The 20001-nt window shown below is 33.1% G+C and carries 14 protein-coding genes; 5 read left to right on the forward strand and 9 right to left on the reverse strand.

Going from position 1 to position 20001, the window contains the following annotated elements; translation table 11 throughout:
- Positions 1-44: 44 nt before the first annotated feature.
- The 7 genes from D1816_RS24540 to D1816_RS24570 form a co-directional block, all read right to left on the reverse strand.
- Positions 45-3563 carry a T9SS type A sorting domain-containing protein gene (locus D1816_RS24540; protein ID WP_118506063.1) on the reverse strand — a complete coding sequence of 1173 codons (3519 nt, stop codon included), beginning with the start codon at positions 3561-3563 and terminating at the stop codon, positions 45-47.
- 37 nt (positions 3564-3600) lie between these two features.
- Complete coding sequence (locus tag D1816_RS24545) at positions 3601-5019, reverse strand: hypothetical protein (protein ID WP_066313752.1); 1419 nt, start codon at positions 5017-5019, stop codon at positions 3601-3603.
- A gap of 33 nt (positions 5020-5052) precedes the next feature.
- A complete protein-coding gene (locus tag D1816_RS24550) occupies positions 5053-6540 on the reverse strand; it encodes a hypothetical protein (protein ID WP_118506064.1) in 1488 nt (495 codons plus the stop codon).
- 39 nt (positions 6541-6579) lie between these two features.
- The gene (locus D1816_RS24555) at positions 6580-8127 is read right to left on the reverse strand and encodes a hypothetical protein (protein ID WP_147405040.1); all 1548 of its coding nucleotides are present in this window, start codon (positions 8125-8127) and stop codon (positions 6580-6582) included.
- A gap of 34 nt (positions 8128-8161) precedes the next feature.
- Positions 8162-9730: a hypothetical protein gene (locus tag D1816_RS24560; RefSeq protein ID WP_118506066.1), complete on the reverse strand. Its 1569-nt coding sequence runs from the start codon at positions 9728-9730 to the stop codon at positions 8162-8164.
- A 412-nt stretch (positions 9731-10142) separates the two neighbouring features.
- Positions 10143-10694: a hypothetical protein gene (locus D1816_RS24565; RefSeq protein ID WP_118506067.1), complete on the reverse strand. Its 552-nt coding sequence runs from the start codon at positions 10692-10694 to the stop codon at positions 10143-10145.
- A 70-nt stretch (positions 10695-10764) separates the two neighbouring features.
- Positions 10765-11310: a pyridoxamine 5'-phosphate oxidase family protein gene (locus tag D1816_RS24570; RefSeq protein WP_118506068.1), complete on the reverse strand. Its 546-nt coding sequence runs from the start codon at positions 11308-11310 to the stop codon at positions 10765-10767.
- A 195-nt stretch (positions 11311-11505) separates the two neighbouring features.
- Between D1816_RS24570 and guaA the strand changes: the two genes are divergently transcribed.
- The 4 genes from guaA (at position 11506) to D1816_RS24590 (ending at position 16431) form a co-directional block, all read left to right on the forward strand.
- Positions 11506-13038, forward strand: a complete 1533-nt coding sequence (gene guaA, locus D1816_RS24575) for a glutamine-hydrolyzing GMP synthase (protein ID WP_118506069.1) — start codon at positions 11506-11508, stop codon at positions 13036-13038.
- A gap of 50 nt (positions 13039-13088) precedes the next feature.
- Positions 13089-15260: a LysM peptidoglycan-binding domain-containing protein gene (locus D1816_RS24580; RefSeq protein ID WP_118506070.1), complete on the forward strand. Its 2172-nt coding sequence runs from the start codon at positions 13089-13091 to the stop codon at positions 15258-15260.
- A gap of 390 nt (positions 15261-15650) precedes the next feature.
- A complete protein-coding gene (locus D1816_RS24585; protein WP_066314615.1) occupies positions 15651-16187 on the forward strand; it encodes a DUF922 domain-containing protein in 537 nt (178 codons plus the stop codon).
- A gap of 19 nt (positions 16188-16206) precedes the next feature.
- On the forward strand, positions 16207-16431 hold the full coding sequence (locus D1816_RS24590) for a DUF3820 family protein (RefSeq protein WP_066313741.1): 225 nt from the start codon (positions 16207-16209) through the stop codon (positions 16429-16431).
- A 3-nt stretch (positions 16432-16434) separates the two neighbouring features.
- Here D1816_RS24590 and D1816_RS24595 read toward each other — a convergent pair whose 3' ends face one another.
- Complete coding sequence (locus tag D1816_RS24595; protein WP_118506071.1) at positions 16435-16947, reverse strand: SRPBCC domain-containing protein; 513 nt, start codon at positions 16945-16947, stop codon at positions 16435-16437.
- 178 nt (positions 16948-17125) lie between these two features.
- Between D1816_RS24595 and D1816_RS24600 the strand changes: the two genes are divergently transcribed.
- Positions 17126-18694, forward strand: a complete 1569-nt coding sequence (locus tag D1816_RS24600; protein ID WP_118506072.1) for an amidohydrolase family protein — start codon at positions 17126-17128, stop codon at positions 18692-18694.
- A gap of 69 nt (positions 18695-18763) precedes the next feature.
- Here D1816_RS24600 and lysA read toward each other — a convergent pair whose 3' ends face one another.
- Positions 18764-19996 (reverse strand): diaminopimelate decarboxylase, encoded by a 1233-nt coding sequence (lysA, locus tag D1816_RS24605; protein ID WP_066313738.1) that lies wholly within the window; start codon positions 19994-19996, stop codon positions 18764-18766.
- Positions 19997-20001: the final 5 nt, after the last annotated feature.

The following is a 20001-nucleotide window of genomic DNA, read 5'->3' on the forward strand; positions in this document are numbered from 1 at the left end:
AGTACCGGGGTATTCGCATTAAGAAAATCAGTATAAATGTAATCTTAATTTTTTATAATCTTTCTAGTAATTCGCTTTCCACTTGGCAATATTACTTTAAGAATATAGATACCAGGAATTAATGCTTGAATACTAATAGTTCCTGTTAATAGATCTCTTCCATTCAAAAAGTCGTCAGTTTTTAATAATTCCTTACCGGACATATCTAATAATGAAATTAAAACTTTTCCTTGTTCATGAGTATTTAGATTAAAATTTGTAACTAGTTTACTCGGGTTCGGGTATACAGAAAGGTCTTCTTGCGTTTTTAAGAGCGGTATTGTTTCTGGTAGATCTTCTGGAGCAGGGTTGCTACGTTTTGCGTTTGAATTTAAACTTGCACAATACTGGAGCATTAAATCTTCAAAATCAGATTGCGTATTGTATAAGTTATACTGTAAACCCCAATCAGAATTATCTACAAAAGTATATTCATTAAATTGAGCATTAGCGAGCTGTTTTGCTCTGTTTTCAAAATGATATAAAGATGCAGCTTCTTCTTTACTGTAGTGAAACTCACTTTCTCCTCTATAATAATTGTCCCCATTAGCAAATACTCTTGCCAAATCACGAGATTTAATATTACTTAAGGTTAAAGACCATATTTCATAAGATACACGAATCCATGATGATAGTTCTGTATTGATATCACCATTTGCTCTTATATTTTTTTGTATTTGCTCCCAATCAATTAATGATGTAATATCCATATTACCAGGTAAAGGATTATTGATATCGTTACCAAAAAAGTTCGTGTATCCATTACTTGTAAATCCACTGATTCTTTTCCCGGTGCGATTAAAAGTTTCTACATGTACTGCAATTTTAAAAATATCATCTAGCTTACCAAGTGCTTGTGCATTATGAACGATGTAAGGCTTTTCTTTGGTTTTTAAATAAGCACTATACCCAAAACTTTTGTCATGTATTATTTTGATGCCAAATTTAGGAGATTTAAGCAAGGAAAATTTCCCCATATCCTTATTGTATAAAGGCGCAGCACCTCTAGTACCATTATTATACCATTCTGGAGTGTTATCTGAATTTTTTGCTCCTGGTGTAGCGATAAATTCGGCATTTATTAATGTAGTTTCAATAGATAAAGTACCTTTTAATGCAATTTCACCAAATACAGCTTGCGGACGAGGAGGAGGAATGGATAGTTTAATATTTTGATCACTTCGTTTTGTCTTGTCTTTGATGTTATCATAGTATAGTTTTCTAGCATAGGCTACTTTTTTTCTAGAATTTCCTTTTGCAACAGTAGCTCCACCTTGTCCGATTTTTGCTGCGCCTTGAGCGATTTTCGCTCCACCTTCGCCAATTTTAAACCCCAAAAACTTTAATGGATTAGAATTCATTTTAGCTGCGCCTTCAGCTATTTTAGCAACGCCCTCAGCTATTTTAAAACTTCCGTCGGCAATTTCAGCATTTGCAATTTGATTTTTGCCCTCCCATTCTAAACGTGCAGCTTCTTTTTCCCATGCTTGGATTTCTTTACCTTCTAAAGTTCCGGTAATTTCTTCGGTAAACTCTTTGGCATTAAAGTTTTCATATTGATTAAAGGTTACATCGCCCAATGTGTTTTCTAATTCTCCAAAATCGTTATCCATGGCTCCAAGTAAGAACTTATCTTTGTTATTTTGCCAATCATCATATTCTTGGGTTCCTGCGGGTATTGCCCCTCCTTCTAAACGACCAATCATGGTTAAGTCACCTTGAGTAGTTTTTGTAACATTAATTTTAATACTAGATTCAAAAAAATCTATACAAGGGTCATACTCCATTACAAAATCTGCAAAGTACCAGCTACGCCCTGGACTGGCTAGATACGGTAGTGAACGGCTATAAGCAGAGCTTTCAGAATTATTAAGTGCCTCAAACTGTTGTAGACCACCCCATAGTTTTGGAGTATAACTTGGGTCATTAGATTGATTCCCAGGAAGTCCCCTGTCCATTTTAAGGCTAATTGTTAACTGGTTGGCAATGCTTTCATTTTTAGTATACATAAATACTCTAAGAGTTCCACTAATCCTATCATAGAGTATGGCATATGGATATACTGAAGCTTGATTTCTCTTTGTACCATCTGCATTGTATCCTAAGTTAGATTTTATCAATTCCCAACCTTCTACTGCAGAAAAGTCTTCTCCTCCTAGATAACTACCATTAGGACTATACTTAGCTGATATACCTGCAAAATCTATTTCGTTAGAATAAAATGGGCTAAATACGCGTTCTTCTACTAAGCCATTATCGCCAATATACCTTACATCCCATTGGGTCTGTTGCCAGTTAAAAGTATTAACAAATGCTTTTCCTTGATTATAGGGTAAATAAGCATTTGTAGAGATAAAATTTGAACCATCATTATCCCCTTTGTCATTTGCCGATCCTATAAGAAAATTCTTTGGGGTAGAAGCTATAGTAATTTCCCCTTTTTTAAGTCTTGCGATTGCGCGAGCGGTTCGGGTAATTGATTGATTGAAGAAAAACTCTGTGGGAACCGCACCTTTTAGTTCAAAAACCTTATCCCCTTGAGATGCCACGAATACATCTTGACCGCTAAAACCAAAGGTGATGTCTTGTCCAAATACGAAATCTGTAAGTATTTCATGTCCAATTCCTTCTTGACTAAAAGGAAGTGGTTGATTACCAGAAAGATAAAATAATGAAATTTTGTCGTCTATTATTTTAATACCAATTTGAGGTTTTGCATTGGCAAAAACATTTTTAGTATAATGATGATGGGTATAATGCAAAAAACCTATTGTTCCTTGAGTACCCGGCGTGATGTTTACTTTAAAATCATCTTCTGCAAAATTTTTGACATAAAAATTAGTAGAGACAAAGTTCTGAAAGTGTTGCGTTTCGGGTTGTGTGATAATCGTTTGATCGTTTATTTCGCTAATAATACCAGTATTATTAATACTCGCTTTTTCAAAAACAATAGGGCGGTATTCATTAAAACTATCATTTTCAGAACGAATGATTTTAAATTTGGAATTTCCTTCTATTTGTAGCACATTACATTTACAATTTGTATCACTATATTCGGTAAGAGATTCTGTAACTATGATAGCTTTTGATGCTTTGGGATTATTGCTATCATTCATAGGGCCTTCAGGATACATTTGTAATAGCAGGTGAGATCTATCTTCATCTACGGTAGTAGCAAATCGAGTAGTACCGTCATTGGTAATACTTAAGGGTTTACCTTCACTTCCAATTCGTGCGCTATAGAGTTGAAACGTTCCTTTAAAGGCGTTTTCTATACCCCAAAAATAAAACTTGCTAGCGGCAGTATTAAAAGTGTCATAACTTAATATTCCGTCAGATTCTTTAATATATTGACCAGCAGGATCATCGGCCTGTAAGTGATAGAGACCTTTAATATAAGCTCCTTCAGGAAGTTCTCCTGAAGAAGGTATTCGTAATTCTTGTGCTGCTCCAAAATATAGGTTTGATAGTGCAAAGAGAACTATTAGCACATGATATCGACATGATATAAATATATTTTTCATAAGTTGTTGTTTTTTAGGAAATAAGTAAATAGGTGGTTTATTTCTGTTGTTTCCTTTTTAGTATTGTATTTTCAGCTTCTAGTGTTTTTATTCTCTTTTCTAGTTCGATGAGGTGTAGGTATATTTCTTCTATATTTTCTACAGACTTGGTAACTATTTTAGGAATATTCATTCCTTTTTCTACGATTTCTTTTTCACTGGGCATGTTTGGAAGATGCCTATGTGTAGTAACATAGGATTCCACAGAAGAAAGCGAACGTTTTTTATAGTCAGGGTCAAAAACATAATCTGGAAAACTTTGAAGCGATGTAACAAAAGAACTGGCTTTAATTTTACCCAAAACTTCCAGTTTTTCTGTTGGTACACTGGTTCCGATTCCTAAATATCCTTCATCCGTTAATCTCATTTTTTCTTGAATAGATTCACGAGAATTTCCATCAAAACCAAAAATGATATCCTCGCTTTCCGAGTTACCATCACGATCTCCTATAAGATATAACCCTGTATCGTCAGATAGTGTTCCTTGTTTAAGAAGTATATTGTGACCAGAAGCTGTGGTAATATTCCCTTGTACGTCTAGTTTTTCGGATGGTGAGGTAATTCCAACCCCGATATTACCAGTGGGATCAATTTTAAAAGCATTGATAAAATTACCTTCTTTTTGGGTTCTAAACTGAAGTCCAATATTAGAGGTTCCAGATCCATCTTTTGCCTGTAGATAGGCGGTTCCTGATTGGTTTTCTCCTTCATTTGCAAATAACTGAACATTTCCTTTTGCATAGGTATTTCCATTTACATGAAGTTTTTCTGTGGGATCTGTTGTTCCGATACCCACATTACCATTTGGGTTAATTTTAAGAGCATTGATAATGCTGCTACCATTTTTACTGCGTAATTGAAGGCCTATTTTAGAATCGTTAGATTTGTCTCGAGCTTGTAGATAGGCGGTTCCAGATTTTCCATCTCCTTCGTAGGCATGCAAATAAACATGTCCTTTTGCATAGATATTGCCTGTTACATGTAGCTTCCCTTTGGGGTTAGAAGTGCCTATTCCTAATCTTCCTTCATCGGTTAATCGCATTTTTTCTTTAATTCTCTCTTTTTGATAGCCATCAAATCCAAAAATGATGTCTTCAGTATTTCGAGAATTATCCCAGTCAGCAATTAGGTAGAGATTACCTGCATCAGCATGTATACCATTCATCGTACTGATTGTGCCGTTGGCGTGAACTCTAAAACGTATGTTGTTATACCAACTTCCTTTACCACGAGAGACAAAAAATTCTTCATCTTTATGACTTGAACCATCATCGTTCATATGCATTACAATGGCATTATTTCTACCAAAAATTGAAGCACTTGATCTTGGTTTATTAGTGCTGGTTTGTGCTGTTAATTGACTTGAACTAAACAAAGTTGCAATCAAAATAGCATGAATAATAATTGTGCTTTTCATTGTTTAATTTTTAAATAGGTTTATTGAGTTTTATTAAGGTTTTTCTAATTGTTCAATTCGTTGTTTTAAATTTTGAATAATTTCTTGTTGTTGGATCACGTAAAGAAATAGCTCTTCGATTTTTTCTACTGATTTTACACTGATATCTTTGATGTCCAAACCATTTTTTAGGACATTGTTTTCTGAAGGCATACCAGGTAAATGATGATGTGCTTCGACATATTTTTTAACCTCGATAAGCGGTTGTAATTTGTAATCTTTTTCAAAAACGTAATCGGGAAAACTTTGTAGAGAAGTCACAAAAGAACTAGCTTTAATTTTGCCCAAGACTTCCAGTTTTTCTGTTGGTACATTGGTTCCGATACCTAAATATCCTTCATCTGTTAATCTCATTTTTTCTTGTATCGACTCACGAGAGTTTCCATCAAACCCAAAAATGATATCTTCGTTTTCTGAGGTATTGTCGCGATCTCCGATCAGATATAATCCTTCTTGATCAGATAAGGTACCCTTTTGTAAAAGAATATTGTTACCATCTGAAATCTTGATGTTTCCTTGAATTTCTAGTTTTTCTGTAGGTTCAGTTGTTCCAATCCCTACATTGCCATTAGGATTAATTTTAAGAGTATTAATGAAATTACCAGCTTTTTGGGTTCTAAATTGAAACCCAATATTAGAGTTTCCTGATTTATCTTTTGCCTGTAGATAGGCTGTTCCTGATTTATTTTCTCCTTCGTTTGCAAATAAGGATACATTTCCTTTTACATAAGTATTATTGTCGACATACAGTTTTCCACTTGTATAGGTATCTCCATTTACATGAAGTTTTCCTTTTGGATTTATGGTACCAATACCAATATTTCCATTAGATTTTATATAGAAACGATCTTTATATGAGCTTTGAGGATAGTTAGCATTAGGATTATTATTATAACCAATAAAAAGATTGTTATTAGAATTTATAATATTATAAGTAGAAGAAGAAGTATGGTTTTCTAATATAAATCCCGCACCGTCATATAAGGGACTAGTATGCTTAATATGAAGCACTCCTTTAGGGTTAGCAGTTCCGATACCTAACCTTCCTTCATCAGTGAGACGCATTTTCTCTTTAACGTTGTTGATTTGATAGCTATCAAAACCAAAAATAATATCTTCATTATTATGAGAATTATCCCAATCTGCCACTAGATATAGATTTCCGTGATCTGTATACATACCACTTGTTGTACTTACAGTACCATTCGTGTGGATTCTAAATTGAACTCTGTTTCTCCAATTTCCAGATCCAGATGAAAAATAAAAATCTTCACCACCACCGCGACTGTCTTTATGAAAGTGATTTACCATACCTTTATTAGAACTATTAAGTATGGTGATTCCATTACTGGGTGGGTTTATGGGCCCAATGGGCCCAATTTGTGCGGATAAACTAAATGTAGAAATAAGTATATGAATCAATATTACAACCCCTACTTTATCCTTTAAAATGCACTTTGATAAAAAAAGTGTGTGTTTCATAATGTTGTTTTTAAAATTTTAAAAGCAATTGAGTATCTTTTATTTAGTTTTTTCTAATTGTACTATTCGTTGTTCGAGTTTTTTGATCATTAACTCTTGTTTGTGAGTTATTTCTTGCTGAAAACTCATGAGTAACTGTAGTTTGGTATTGATTTCTTCTTGTTCTTTAATTACTTCTTGTTGTTTTATAGTATAGAGATATAATTCTTCAATTTTCTCAACAGATATAACAGTAATTTCTTTGAGATCAAGTCCTTTTTTTATAATTTCTTTTTCAGAAGGCATTCCCGGTAAATGCTGGTGCATTTCAACATACTTTTTTATCTCGGTAAGGGGTTGTAATTTGTAATCTTCATCAAATACATAATCGGGGAAACTTTGTAGAGAAGTAACAAAAGAACTGGCTTTGATTTTACCTAATACTTCTAGTTTTTCAGTGGGGACATTGGTTCCGATACCTAAATACCCTTCATCTGTTAATCTCATTTTTTCTTGTATAGATTCACGAGAGTTACCGTCAAATCCAAAAATGATATCTTCGCTTTCTGAGGTATTATCTCGATCCCCAATAAGATACAATCCTTTATTATCAGATAGGGTTCCTTGTTGCAACAGTATATTATGTTCTATTCCCGTTTTAAGATTACCATGTATTTCTAGTTTTTCACTAGGTGCAGTTGTACCAACTCCTATATTTCCATCTGGATTAATTTTAAGGGCATTAATAATATTACCCATTTTTTGACTTCGTAGTTGAAGTCCAATATTCGAACTACCAGATTTATCCCTTCCTTGTATATAAGCCGTTCCAGATTTATTTTCTCCTTCATTTGCAAATAATTGAAAATTTCCTTTCAGAAAAGAGTTACCATTAACATGAAGTTTTTCTTTTGGATCTGTGGTACCAATACCAATATTTCCATTAGATTTTATAAAGAAGCGATGTTGATACGAATTTTGAGGAAAGTTGCTGTTACGATTATTATTAAAACCAATAAAAAGATTGTTATTAGAATTTATAATGTTATAAACAGACGAAGAGGTATTGTTTTCTAATATAAATCCTGATCCGTCATACGAAGTGCTAGAATGTTTAAGGTGCAGTTTTCCTTTTGGATTCGAAGTTCCAATACCTAGTCTTCCTTGATCTGTTAATCGCATTTTTTCTTGAATAGTAGATCTTCTATTTCCATTAAATCCAAAAACAATATCTTCTCGATTTCCTATATTATCCCAATCGGCTACTAAATACAGGTGGCTTCGGTCCATAAACATTCCATTACGGGCGCTAACACCTCCTTCACGTTGAACTTCTAGTTTTACGTTATTCCACCAATTATTTTGTTTTCCAAAGGAGACATAGAAGTTTTCATTTTTGTGATTCGATTCATCATCATTAAAAAAAATTACTCTAGCTCTATTAGATCCTATTTTGTGTGTGGCGGGGTTAGTGTTACTACTATTGCTGTATTGGGCATGGCCTGTCTGTAGTGTAAGTGTCCAGAATAGTATTATTAATGTGGTCTTTAGAATGATGTAATACTTTTTTTTTAGAGTACTAGTTTTTTTCTTCATTAAGTTTTTCATGATTGTGTAGTTGTTATATAGGGTTAGCATAGTATTATCTTGATCTTTCTAAATTAGCTATGCGCTGTTCTAGTTTTTTAATTATTTCTTGTTGTGATATCATAAATGATTGTTGTTTGGCAGTAATTTCTTTTTGTTCTTCTATGATTGTTTGTTGTGTTATGGTATGCAGGAATAGCTCTTCAATTTTCTCAACAGATAAAACAGTAATTTCTCTGATGTCTAAACCGTTTTTTAGAACCTCTTTTTCTGAAGGCATACCAGGTAAATGATGATGTGCTTCGACATATTTTTTAACCTCGATAAGCGGTTGTAATTTGTAATCTTTTTCAAAAACGTAATCGGGAAAACTTTGTAGAGAAGTCACAAAAGAGCTGGCTTTAATTTTCCCTAGTACTTCTAGCTTTTCTGAAGGGGTATTGGTGCCAATACCTAAATAGCCCTCATCTGTTAACCTCATTTTTTCTTGTATGGATTCGCGAGAGTTACCATCAAAACCAAAGATGATATCTTCATTTTCTGAGGTATTGTCGCGATCTCCAATTAGATAAAGACCTTCTTGATCAGACAAAACTCCCTTTTGAAGAAGAATAGCACTTCCGGTTGAGGTCTTTATATTTCCTTGAATTTCTAGTTTTTCGCTAGGCTCGGTAGTACCAACTCCAATATTGCCGTTAGGATTGATTTTAAGTGCATTGATGAAATTACCTGTATTTTGACTTCTTAATTGAAACCCTATTGAAGAACGACCAGATTCATCTTTAGCTTGTAAATATGCAGTTCCTGATTGGTTTTCACCTTCATTGGCAAATAAAGAAAGGTTTCCCTTTGAATATGTATTTCCGTTCGTTTGTATGCTTCCATTGATTTTTGTGTTTCCATCAACATGCAGTTTTTGTTCAGGATCAGTAGTTCCTATACCCACATTACCATTAGGGTTAATTTTAAGTGCGTTAACAATATTACCCACATTTTGAGTTCTTAACTGAAGTCCTATATTTGAACTATTTGATTTGTCTCTGGCCTGTAGATAGGCTGTTCCTGAATTACCATCCCCTTCATACGCATACAGATAAACATGTCCTTTGGAATAAGTATCTCCATTTACATGAAGCATTCCCTTTGGAGTTGTAGTACCAAGGGCTAAGAAACCATTTTGCGTAAGACGCATTTTTTCGCTTACTCTGGATCTTAGATTGCTATTGAACCCAAAAATGATATTTTCACTATTAGAATTATTGTCCCAATCTCCTATGAGATATAAGTGACCAGTATCCATGAACATACCGTTTCTGGTGCCTGCACCACCTTCTCGTTGTACTTCGAATTTTACATTCGGCCACCAATTGTTAGTATATGATACATAAAAATTCTCATTAGTTGTTCTGGAACCATCTGGATTAAAAATAACGACTCTTCCAGCTGCATTTCTGTACTGTCCTTCTCCTCCTGAATTTTTTATATAACCTACGTTGCCAGGTTTACGAGTACTGCTACTATAATTGGTTTGTGCATGAACATATAATGTACTTGCTATCCAGAGTATAAAGAGCAAGCAATTAGCAGTTATAAACTTGCTTTTTGAAGTGTTAATTTTTTTCATGATTATGTGTTTGATGTTGAATTCTTCATTTAAGAATCAAACCTATAATCATTGATGTGTTTTCAAAAAAAAAGAACAGGGACAAAAGCGGGACACGATTTTAATTATTTGATTTTTAGATAATTAAATAGGTTTTGTTAGGTGTGTTTTTGAATAACAAATGAGTGCGTGGAGTCAAGATTTTACAATAACTTAATACGAATCTTTTTGAGATATAAACAAGTGTGTTTTTATATAACAACAAAAAGAACTTTTGTTCTTAAGTATACTTTTTAATTAGGATCTTTAAATTGATAATGTTGTTTTGTAGAAACAAAATATGTTTACCCATTAAAAAAACAGATAGGAAAATATTCAAGAATTTTGAAGCTTTATTAAAGCGATAGAAAGCGTATCATTACTATAGTAAAAACTATAACTCAATTGGGTGTCCTACAGTCTTTAGAGACACTTTCCACTTTTCTTCATAAATAGAGGAGTAATATATAATAACGTCAAAAGGAAAATCGGTACTTCCTATGGGTAAATTATACATTTTATAATAGGATGCTATTTTTTCATTGGGGACAACAGCCTCAGCTATTTGTACTTCATTATTTGGCAATATGGTAGCTCCTCTTGCAATAATATTTGTACTTGAGTTAGAAATAATAGTGTCAGCTTGCGGATAGTTTTTTTTTGTAAAATCTTTAAAATTAAGAGGGTAGTATTTGTTATTAGCAAAAATGGCTGTAGAATCAATAATAGCAGGACCCAACCCATTGTTTTTTATTCCAACACTAAATTTTATAACGTCATCAAAATGACCTACGCCGGCTGTGAAAGTTAGTCTGGGAGTAACAGATAGCCTTGCTTGTTTGCTAATTATCTTAGTTTGGTATAAGAAAATAATAAGTGTAAGCAAACTGATGAATATCGCCGAGAAACCAATGATTTTTTCGGTGTTTAGAATTTTTTTTTTCATATATCCCCTTAAGTTGTTCTTTTGTATAACTAGTATGTTACAAGGGCAATATACAATTATTATCTTTTATTTAAGGAACCAAATAATTACCATTCCAGTTGCTATTTTTTTTCTTAAATAAGACTCGCATATGATTTGGCTTTTTTAAACGTAAATATTCTATACTTTCAGGAACAAAGGTAATAGCAGAAAAATAATGTTTGTTTTCTAGGTAATCTACAGCTTCAGGTTTTTGTATTTCAGATCCGGGGGCAAATTTTGTAGTGTAATCCTTTTTAGATTTTTGAGGTATATTTTCCCAAATGTTTTTTAAGGTTTGATCATCTTCTTCGATTTTTGCTTTGGCCTGTATAGAAACTTGAACTAATCTTTCTGGATCAAAAAACAAAAGGCTTACCCTATCTTGTTTAGCAATATGAGAAATTTTTGAAGAACGTTTATCAGTATAAATAGTAATATTTAAGTTATTATCAGCCCCACGCAATACCATCGTTCTTATTTTTGGAATACCGTAATTATCTGTAGTTGCCAGCGTAAAATATCTAAAAGAGTGATCCCGAGTAGTTAAAGCTGCTTTTAAGTCTCTTATAATTGAAGAAAAAATAATATCTGGCATCACAACAAAGTTTTCCTCAAAATTATAAGATTTTTATGGGTTCAGTTAACGATTTATGAATAATTAACGTAAAAACAGGAAATGAATTAAGAATATGAAAAAGAATTTATTTGATTAAATAATCAAATAATAAATAAAGTTAAAATTTATTGCCTTCAGGATTTCGAGGGTTGTAATTTAATTTTATTTTTGCCTATGCAAAACAACAAGGTACTTATTTTAGACTTCGGGTCACAGGTAACACAACTTATTGGGCGTCGAGTAAGAGAGCTCAATATTTATTCAGAAATACATCCATATAATAAACCACCAGAGGACATTGACAGTTATAAGGCTGTAATATTATCAGGTAGTCCATTGTCGGTTAGAGGAGATAATGTAGCACATCCAAATCTTAAAAAAATACAAGGTAACAAACCACTACTAGGTATTTGTTATGGAGCTCAATACTTGGCGCATTTTGGAGGCGGTAAAGTAGCTGAATCAAATACGCGAGAGTACGGACGCGCAAATTTATCTTATGTTAACGACAATGAATTATTTAGAAATATTTCTGATGGTTCGCAAGTGTGGATGAGTCATAGTGATACCATAAAAGAATTACCAACAAACAGCAAACTTTTAGCAAGTACGCATGATGTAGAAAACGCAGCTTTTAAAATTGAAGGAGAACAAACCTATGCCATTCAATTTCATCCAGAAGTATACCACTCTAAAGATGGTACGCAGCTTTTGGAGAATTTTTTGGTACATATAGCTGGTGTTGTTCAAGATTGGACTCCAGATTCTTTTGTAGAGGAAACCGTAAGTAATTTAAAGGAACAATTAGGTAATGATAAAGTTGTTTTAGGGCTTTCTGGTGGTGTCGATTCTTCGGTTGCTGCAATGCTTTTACATAAAGCAATTGGTGAAAACCTCTATTGTATTTTTGTAAATAATGGATTACTTCGTAAGAATGAGTTTTCAGGAGTTTTGGAACAATATAAAGGTATGGGGTTAAACGTTAAAGGTGTCGATGCTTCGGCACGTTTTTTGGAAGCTCTTGAAGGTGAGAGCGATCCAGAAAAAAAACGTAAGGCTATAGGACGAGTTTTTATTGAAGTTTTTGACGATGAAGCACATGCTATTGAAAATGTTACTTGGTTGGCTCAAGGGACTATTTATCCAGATGTTATAGAAAGTGTTTCTGTTACTGGGGGTCCAAGTGCTACGATAAAGAGTCATCATAATGTTGGTGGATTACCAGATTATATGAAACTAAAGATTGTCGAACCATTAAAAATGTTGTTTAAAGATGAAGTAAGACGTGTCGGAAAATCTATGGGTATGGATAAGGAATTATTGGGTAGACATCCTTTTCCGGGACCAGGATTAGCAATACGAATATTAGGAGATATTACAAGTGAAAAAGTTCGTATTTTGCAAGAAGTAGATGCAATTTTTATAAACGGTTTAAAAGAAAATGGTTTGTATGATAAGGTCTGGCAAGCAGGAGCAATATTATTACCAGTGCAGAGCGTTGGGGTTATGGGAGATGAACGCACTTATGAAAATTGTGTTGCATTAAGAGCGGTCGAAAGTACAGATGGGATGACTGCTGACTGGGTGAATTTACCGTATGAGTTTTTACAAAAAACATCTAATGCAATAATAAACCGTGTAAAAGGCGTTAATAGAGTAGTATATGATATAAGCTCCAAACCTCCTGCTACAATAGAATGGGAATAGTAGTATATTAGAGGTTGGTTTTTAGTAAGGGAATTTAAAAATAGAACTAAATGAAAAAGTTTTTATTGGTCTGTGTATTGTTGATCATGAGTAATTATGCTATAGGACAGCAATATAAGAGTCATACTGTGACTAAAGGAGAAAATGTATATAGAATAGCAAAACGTTATAATACTACTCCCGAGGCTATATATAAAATTAATCCGACTGCAAAAGACGGAATTAAAGAAGGTCAAATTTTGGCTATTCCAGTGGTTGATGATCAAGAATATAAAACACATGTTGTAGAAAAGGATGATACTGTATATAACCTTTCTAAAAAATATAATACGACTCCAGAGGTTATCTATAATCTTAATCCAGAAGCTGTTAATGGTATTAATTTGGGACAGGTTCTAAGGATAGGTGTAATTGAAAAAAACATTGAGGAAAATAGAGATGTAGAAGAGCAAATACAAGATGGAAAAAGTAAAGTCTTAGATAGCTTAAAAGTTCTTCCAGAAGAAAAGAAAATTGTTCGATATATTACTCATAAAGTCAGACGAAAGGAAACGCTATACGGGATTGCAGGTAAGTATAAAATTACAGTAGAAGATATAAAGAAAGAGAATAAAAGATTGTATTCTGAGCAAATCAAGAAGAAGGATAAAATCAGAATTCCTGTATTTGCCAAGGTCGAAACTCCTGTAGAGGTTGTGAAGGATAGTATTGTAAATAGGCTGTCAGTAACAACTACCTATATTATAAAACCAAAAGATACTAGATATAATATCGCGCGCAGACATGGTATTACTATAGGAGAATTAGAACGACTTAATCCTAATATCGATCCAAATCTCCCGATAGGTACCGAAATTATTGTTCCTACCACTGTTTTTATTCCAGTAGAAGAAACTTTAGAATCGGGATTTGTATTGTATCAGGTGCCGCCAAAAGAAACAATCTTTAATATTTTACGAAATACGGGTATTTCTTCAGATTCATTGCTAAAAATGAATCCATTCTTAGCAGAAGGTTTAAAAGAGGGTATGGTAATTACAATACCACAAAAAGATACGTTGGCCTTAGATATTGTTCCGAAAGGTAAGTATCTTACATTAGAGGATAAGTTATCTAATTTTGCTCCAAAGAAATTGGCGGTAATGTTACCGTTTACTTTGGATACTCTAAATATAGAGACCAGACAACAAACAACAGATTATTTAAAGAAAAAACAAAGTCTTAGAATAGCTTTAGACTTGTATAGTGGTATTTTGATCGCTGTTGATTCGGCCAGAGTAAAAGGGATTACAACAGAGTTAAACGTATTTGATACTAAGAAAAATAATAATAAAGATTATATAACAAAGCTTATAAACGAAAATAATTTCGATGAAGCAGATGCTGTTATTGGTCCATTGTTTCAAAATAATTTAGAAACAGTTGCAGAGGCACTTAATAAGTATAATACCCCTGTTTTTTCTCCGGCATCTAAAAGAGAATCAAGTTTGTATGATAACTTCTTTCAGACAAGACCTACAAGTGCAGTATTGCAGGATAAAATCATTGCTTTTGTTGAGAAAGATTCAATAGATAAAAACATTGTAATTATAGTGCAACAAAGTCCTAAGTATGAAGCTATAAAGGCAAAGTTAAAAGCTAAATTTCCGGAAGCTAAAATAGCAAGAATTGAAGAAGGTAATTATCTTTATGAGGTGCACCTTAACAAAGTATTAGACGAAAGGAAACCTAATTGGGTTTTTCTGGAATCAGACGATGTTGCAATGATAAGTAATGTTACGCCACTGTTGAATGCTAAAGCAGAAAGTCATAATATAACTCTTTTTACTACAGATAAGAATACAGCTTTTGATGATGATAGTATAAAAAATGAACAGTTGTCAAAGTTGCATATGCATTATCCTTCTTTGAATAAAGAATATGATAAAGAAGAAGTTGAAGGAGAAGAAAAGAAATCGGTGTCTCCGTTTGTTAAAAGATATATAAAAGAGTATGGTGTTGAACCTAATAATTGGGCAGTACGAGGTTTTGATATTACATATGATATATTGATGCGTTTAGGGACCGCAGATGACCTATATCATTCTGTTTCTTTTGAAGGTGTTACCGAGTATGAAGAGACCAAATTTAATTACACCAAAAAGATAATAGGAGGATACTACAATAATGCAGCATATCTTATAAAATTTGATAATGATTTAAAATTAACACTTGTAGAATAATTCTGTCAAAAAGTATGCTGAGGATACAGTCTACTTGTATTAAATAATCGAATTTTTATTTACGATAAAATAATTTTAATATTCAATAGTATAAAAAAAGATTTTTCTATATATTTGATATTGTATAAGTTGTCTTTTTTTATGAATTTATCTTAAAATTAGGTGCTCTTGGCATTATAATTGCTTATATATAATTGGAATATATGCAGTGGAAAAATTATACATTTTAGATGCTAATTGGTCATGTGAAATTTAAAAATACATGTATATTTAGGATCAAGGAAATTAAGACTATTTTAATTGTGTCGACAATATTTGCCCCATATTGGACGCTAACATAATTAAATAGTGAACAATATAACTTTTGGGTTGGGCATAATTGTTGCAATTATGATTAAGTACTTTACTATTATTTTATTTTTATCTTTTCCCATTAATAATGGTTTTGTAGGTAAATTCTCTTATGCTGAAAGAAGTAAGCTTGATTGGTCTGACTTTAGGGGTAGGCCTGAAATGAATAGTACTTTTGATGCAAGTGTAAATACAGGGATAACTTACCAATGGTCTTACGGTAAAGATAAAGGTGATATAGAATTAAATTATCAAGTAGATAGCTTTTGCTATCCATCTCTTTCGTGGGTGAAACGAGGGCAAATGTCTGATCATCTTCTCTTTCATGAACAATTACATTTTGATATTTCAGAGTTGCATGCTAGAATTATGAGGAAGCGATTAAAAGAATACAAAGCAGGTAAAAATATAAGACGAGATTTAAATAAAATGTATAAGTTGGTTGAGCGAATGAGAATCAATATGCAGGAAAGATATGATGAAGAGACAGATCATTCTAGAAATACTGCAAACCAAGCAAAATGGGAGAAAAAGATAAAAACACTTCTCTGGTACTATAGAGATTATACCAAATAATTTCTTCGCTTTAAATCAAATGGATCCCCAACTTCAAAGAGAGTTTTTATTAAAATTAGCTCATACTAAAATGCCATTCGGCAAGTATAAAGATCGATACTTGATAGATCTTCCAGAGTATTATATAGTTTGGTATTACAATAAAGGATTTCCGAAAGGCGTACTTGGTCAACAACTTCAAACCGTTTATGAATTAAAATTAAACGGATTAGAGCACTTGATTAGGAATATCAAAAAATTATAAAGGTTACATGTTTACGAATTCATAACCTGCTAGGTCATTTTCTTTTAAATTTATTTCTACTTCATTTAATAAAATACCATGTTCAATAAAAGCTTTTAGATTGGTGAGCCAGAAAGTCCAACCATTACTACACCCATAGTGTATTTGTAATTTACTTTTATCATCTTCAGGAATAGAAAATTGTTTTAAAGTTACAATAGTAATGTTGTTTTTTTCTTCTAAAGAAACAGATACCTTAGAAGATTCGAATGAAATTTCTAGATAGTTTTCTCCATTAGCTTCTAGTACTGTGCCTTCTTCTTTTCCATCCCAATTATGCCATTTCCAAACATATGAATCTCCTTTTTCAATATATTCAGATTGTTTTTTAATTCCCCCGCGGGAATTCTTATAGGTCGCTTCTCTTAAAAACCACGAAGTAATCCCTTCTGAAGTAGCCCAGAGTTTATATAGATTTTTAGCAGAGGTATGAATGTATATTTTTTTTGTAAATGAATTCCATGTTAATTTTCCCATGATTATACGTGATTTGATTGAAAGTCAAAAGTAAAGAAAAATGTATTGCGCAGGTGTTAAGTAATTGCTTTTGATGTAATTACCAGTGGTTTATTGTTTTTTTTGAAAGAAGAGCCTTGGTTTTGTATTGAATTCTGTAAGTTTATTCATAAATCGAAATGTATTTTAATTGCTAACCATGAAAATAGAAAAATCACTACTCGTTTGTTTTGTTTTTAATGTAATATTCAACCTGTCTTTTGCTCAAGAATTTTCTGAAGGACCATTTAAACAACTTATTATTCGTGGGGTAACTTTAATCAATGGTAATGGATCCCCTCCAAGAGGTCCATTAGATATTGTTGTAGAAAATAATGTGATAAAAGAGATTAAAGTAGTGGGGTATCCAGGAGTGCCTATTAAAAACGACAGAAGACCAATTTTAAAAGCCGGAGGAAAAGAAATTGATGCAGAAGGAATGTATCTCCTGCCAGGGTTTGTCGACATGCATGGACATATAGGTGGTGTTGCTCAAGGAGCTGATGCTGATTATGTGTTTAAGTTATGGATGGCGCATGGGGTTACTACAGTTCGAGAACCAAGTGGTAGAGGTTTGGGTTGGACTTTGGAATTAAAAAAATCTAGTATCAAAAACGAAATTGTAGCCCCAAGAATCTTTGCGTATACAGGCTTTGGTGAAGGAAGTGAAGCCCCGATTAGTACACCCGAAATGGCAAGGAATTGGGTTAGAGAAAATGCAAAGAGAGGAGCTGATGGGATAAAGTTATTTGGAGCTGCCCCAGAAATTATGTCAGCAGCATTAGATGAGAATAAAAAACTAGGATTGCGTTCTGCTTGTCATCATGCACAAACTGATGTAGCAAGATGGAATGTTTTGAATTCTGCGAGAGCTGGGTTGACCTCTATGGAGCACTGGTATGGATTACCAGAGGCTTTGTTTGAAGATAAAACCGTTCAACAATATCCATTAGACTATAATTACCAAAACGAGCAAGACCGATTCGAAGAGGCAGGAAAACTTTGGAAGCAAGCTGCAAAGCCATTTTCTGATCATTGGAACAAAGTAATGAATGAGCTTTTAGAACTTGATTTTACAATAGATCCAACTTTTAATATTTACGAAGCGAGTAGGGATTTGCAAAGGGCAAGAAGAGCAGAGTGGCATGAGTTATATACGTTACCGTCACTTTGGAGGTTTTATCAGCCAAGTAAAATTTCTCATGGATCCTATTGGCATGATTGGGGTACAGAGCAAGAAGTAGCTTGGAAAGAAAATTATAGGTTATGGATGACTTTTATAAATGAATATAAGAATAGAGGTGGTAGGATAACCGTTGGTTCGGATTCTGGTTTTATTTTTCAATTATATGGGTTTGCTTACATTCGAGAATTAGAATTAATGAGAGAGGCGGGTTTTCATCCCCTTGAGGTGATAAGAGCAGCTACGTTAAACGGAGCCGAAGCATTAGGTGTCGCTGATAAAATAGGATCTGTTGAGGTAGGAAAATTAGCAGATTTTGTAATCATTGATGAAAATCCACTAAAAAACCTTAAAGTTCTATATGGTACAGGAGCAATTAGGTTAACAGAAGATAATGTTGTAACAAGAGTAGGAGGTGTAAAGTATACAATCAAAGATGGTGTTGTGTATGATGCTAAAAACTTGTTGAAAGATGTAAAAAGAATAGTAGATGCTGCAAAGAAAAAAGAAAATTTCAAAATTCTACAACCAGGTATCAAAGAGTAGTTTTTATAGATACAAAAAAAAGCATCGATACTAATCGATGCTTTTTTTTGTATTAATACATAACTGATCTTAAGAAACAGATGCTGCTTCTTTAGAAAATATATCTACATCGACTTGATTTTTTGTCAGGTCTTCAAAAACTTCTCTTTTACGAATAAGGTGCGCCTCTCCATTATGCCATAATACTTCGGCAGGTCTATATCTTGAATTGTAATTACTCGCCATAGAAAAACAGTATGCTCCAGCATTCTTAAAGGCAATAATATCACCTTCTTTAATTTCTGAAATACGTCTATTGGTAGCGAATGTATCTGTTTCACATATATAACCAACTATAGAATAAAAACGCTCTTTTCCTTCTGGATTTGAGATGTTTATAATTTCATGATGAGAGTTATAAAACATTGGCCTTATTAAGTGATTAAAACCACTATCAATTCCGGCAAAAACTGTAGAGGTAGTTTGTTTAACTACATTGACATTTGCTAAAAAATAGCCAGACTCACTAACAAGAAATTTTCCAGGCTCAAAACCTAAAGTTATTTCTTTTCCATACTCTTTACAAAATGAATTAAATCGTTTGGTGAGTTTTTCGCCAAATTCTTCAATATTAGTTTCTATATCTCCTGGTTTGTAAGGAACTTTAAATCCACTTCCAAAATCTATAAAATCTAAATTTTCAAAGTTTTTTGCGGTTTCGAATAATATTTCACTTGCATATAAGAAAACTTCGATATCTAGGATGTCACTTCCGGTATGCATATGTATACCGTTAATGTTCATTCCAGTATTTTCAACAATTCTTAGAATATGAGGAATTTGATGAATAGATATCCCAAATTTACTATCAATATGCCCAACAGAAATATTGCTATTTCCGCCTGCCATTACATGAGGATTAACTCTGATGCATACAGGTACTTTAGGGTGTTTTGTTCCAAATTGCTCGAGAATAGATAGGTTATCAATATTAATTTGAACCCCCATAGCAGATACTTGTTCTATTTCTTCTAAGGAAACACCGTTTGGTGTAAAAATGATATTACTCGGTTTTACACCTGCAAGTAATCCTAGTTTAACTTCCTGAACAGATACAGTATCTAATCCTGCTCCTAACGAATTCATTAGCTTTAAAATTGCAAGATTAGACAGTGCCTTGACTGCGTAATTCAGTTTTAATCGTTTGACCTTCTTAAACGCTCCAGAAAGGCGATTATACTGTGAAATAATTTTTGAAGAGTCGTATACATATACCGGACTCCCAAATTCTTTTGCAATTGCTAATAAATTTTCATTTTCCATCGTGT

This window comes from Aquimarina sp. AD10 (assembly GCF_003443715.1).
Lineage (GTDB): Bacteria > Bacteroidota > Bacteroidia > Flavobacteriales > Flavobacteriaceae > Aquimarina > Aquimarina aggregata.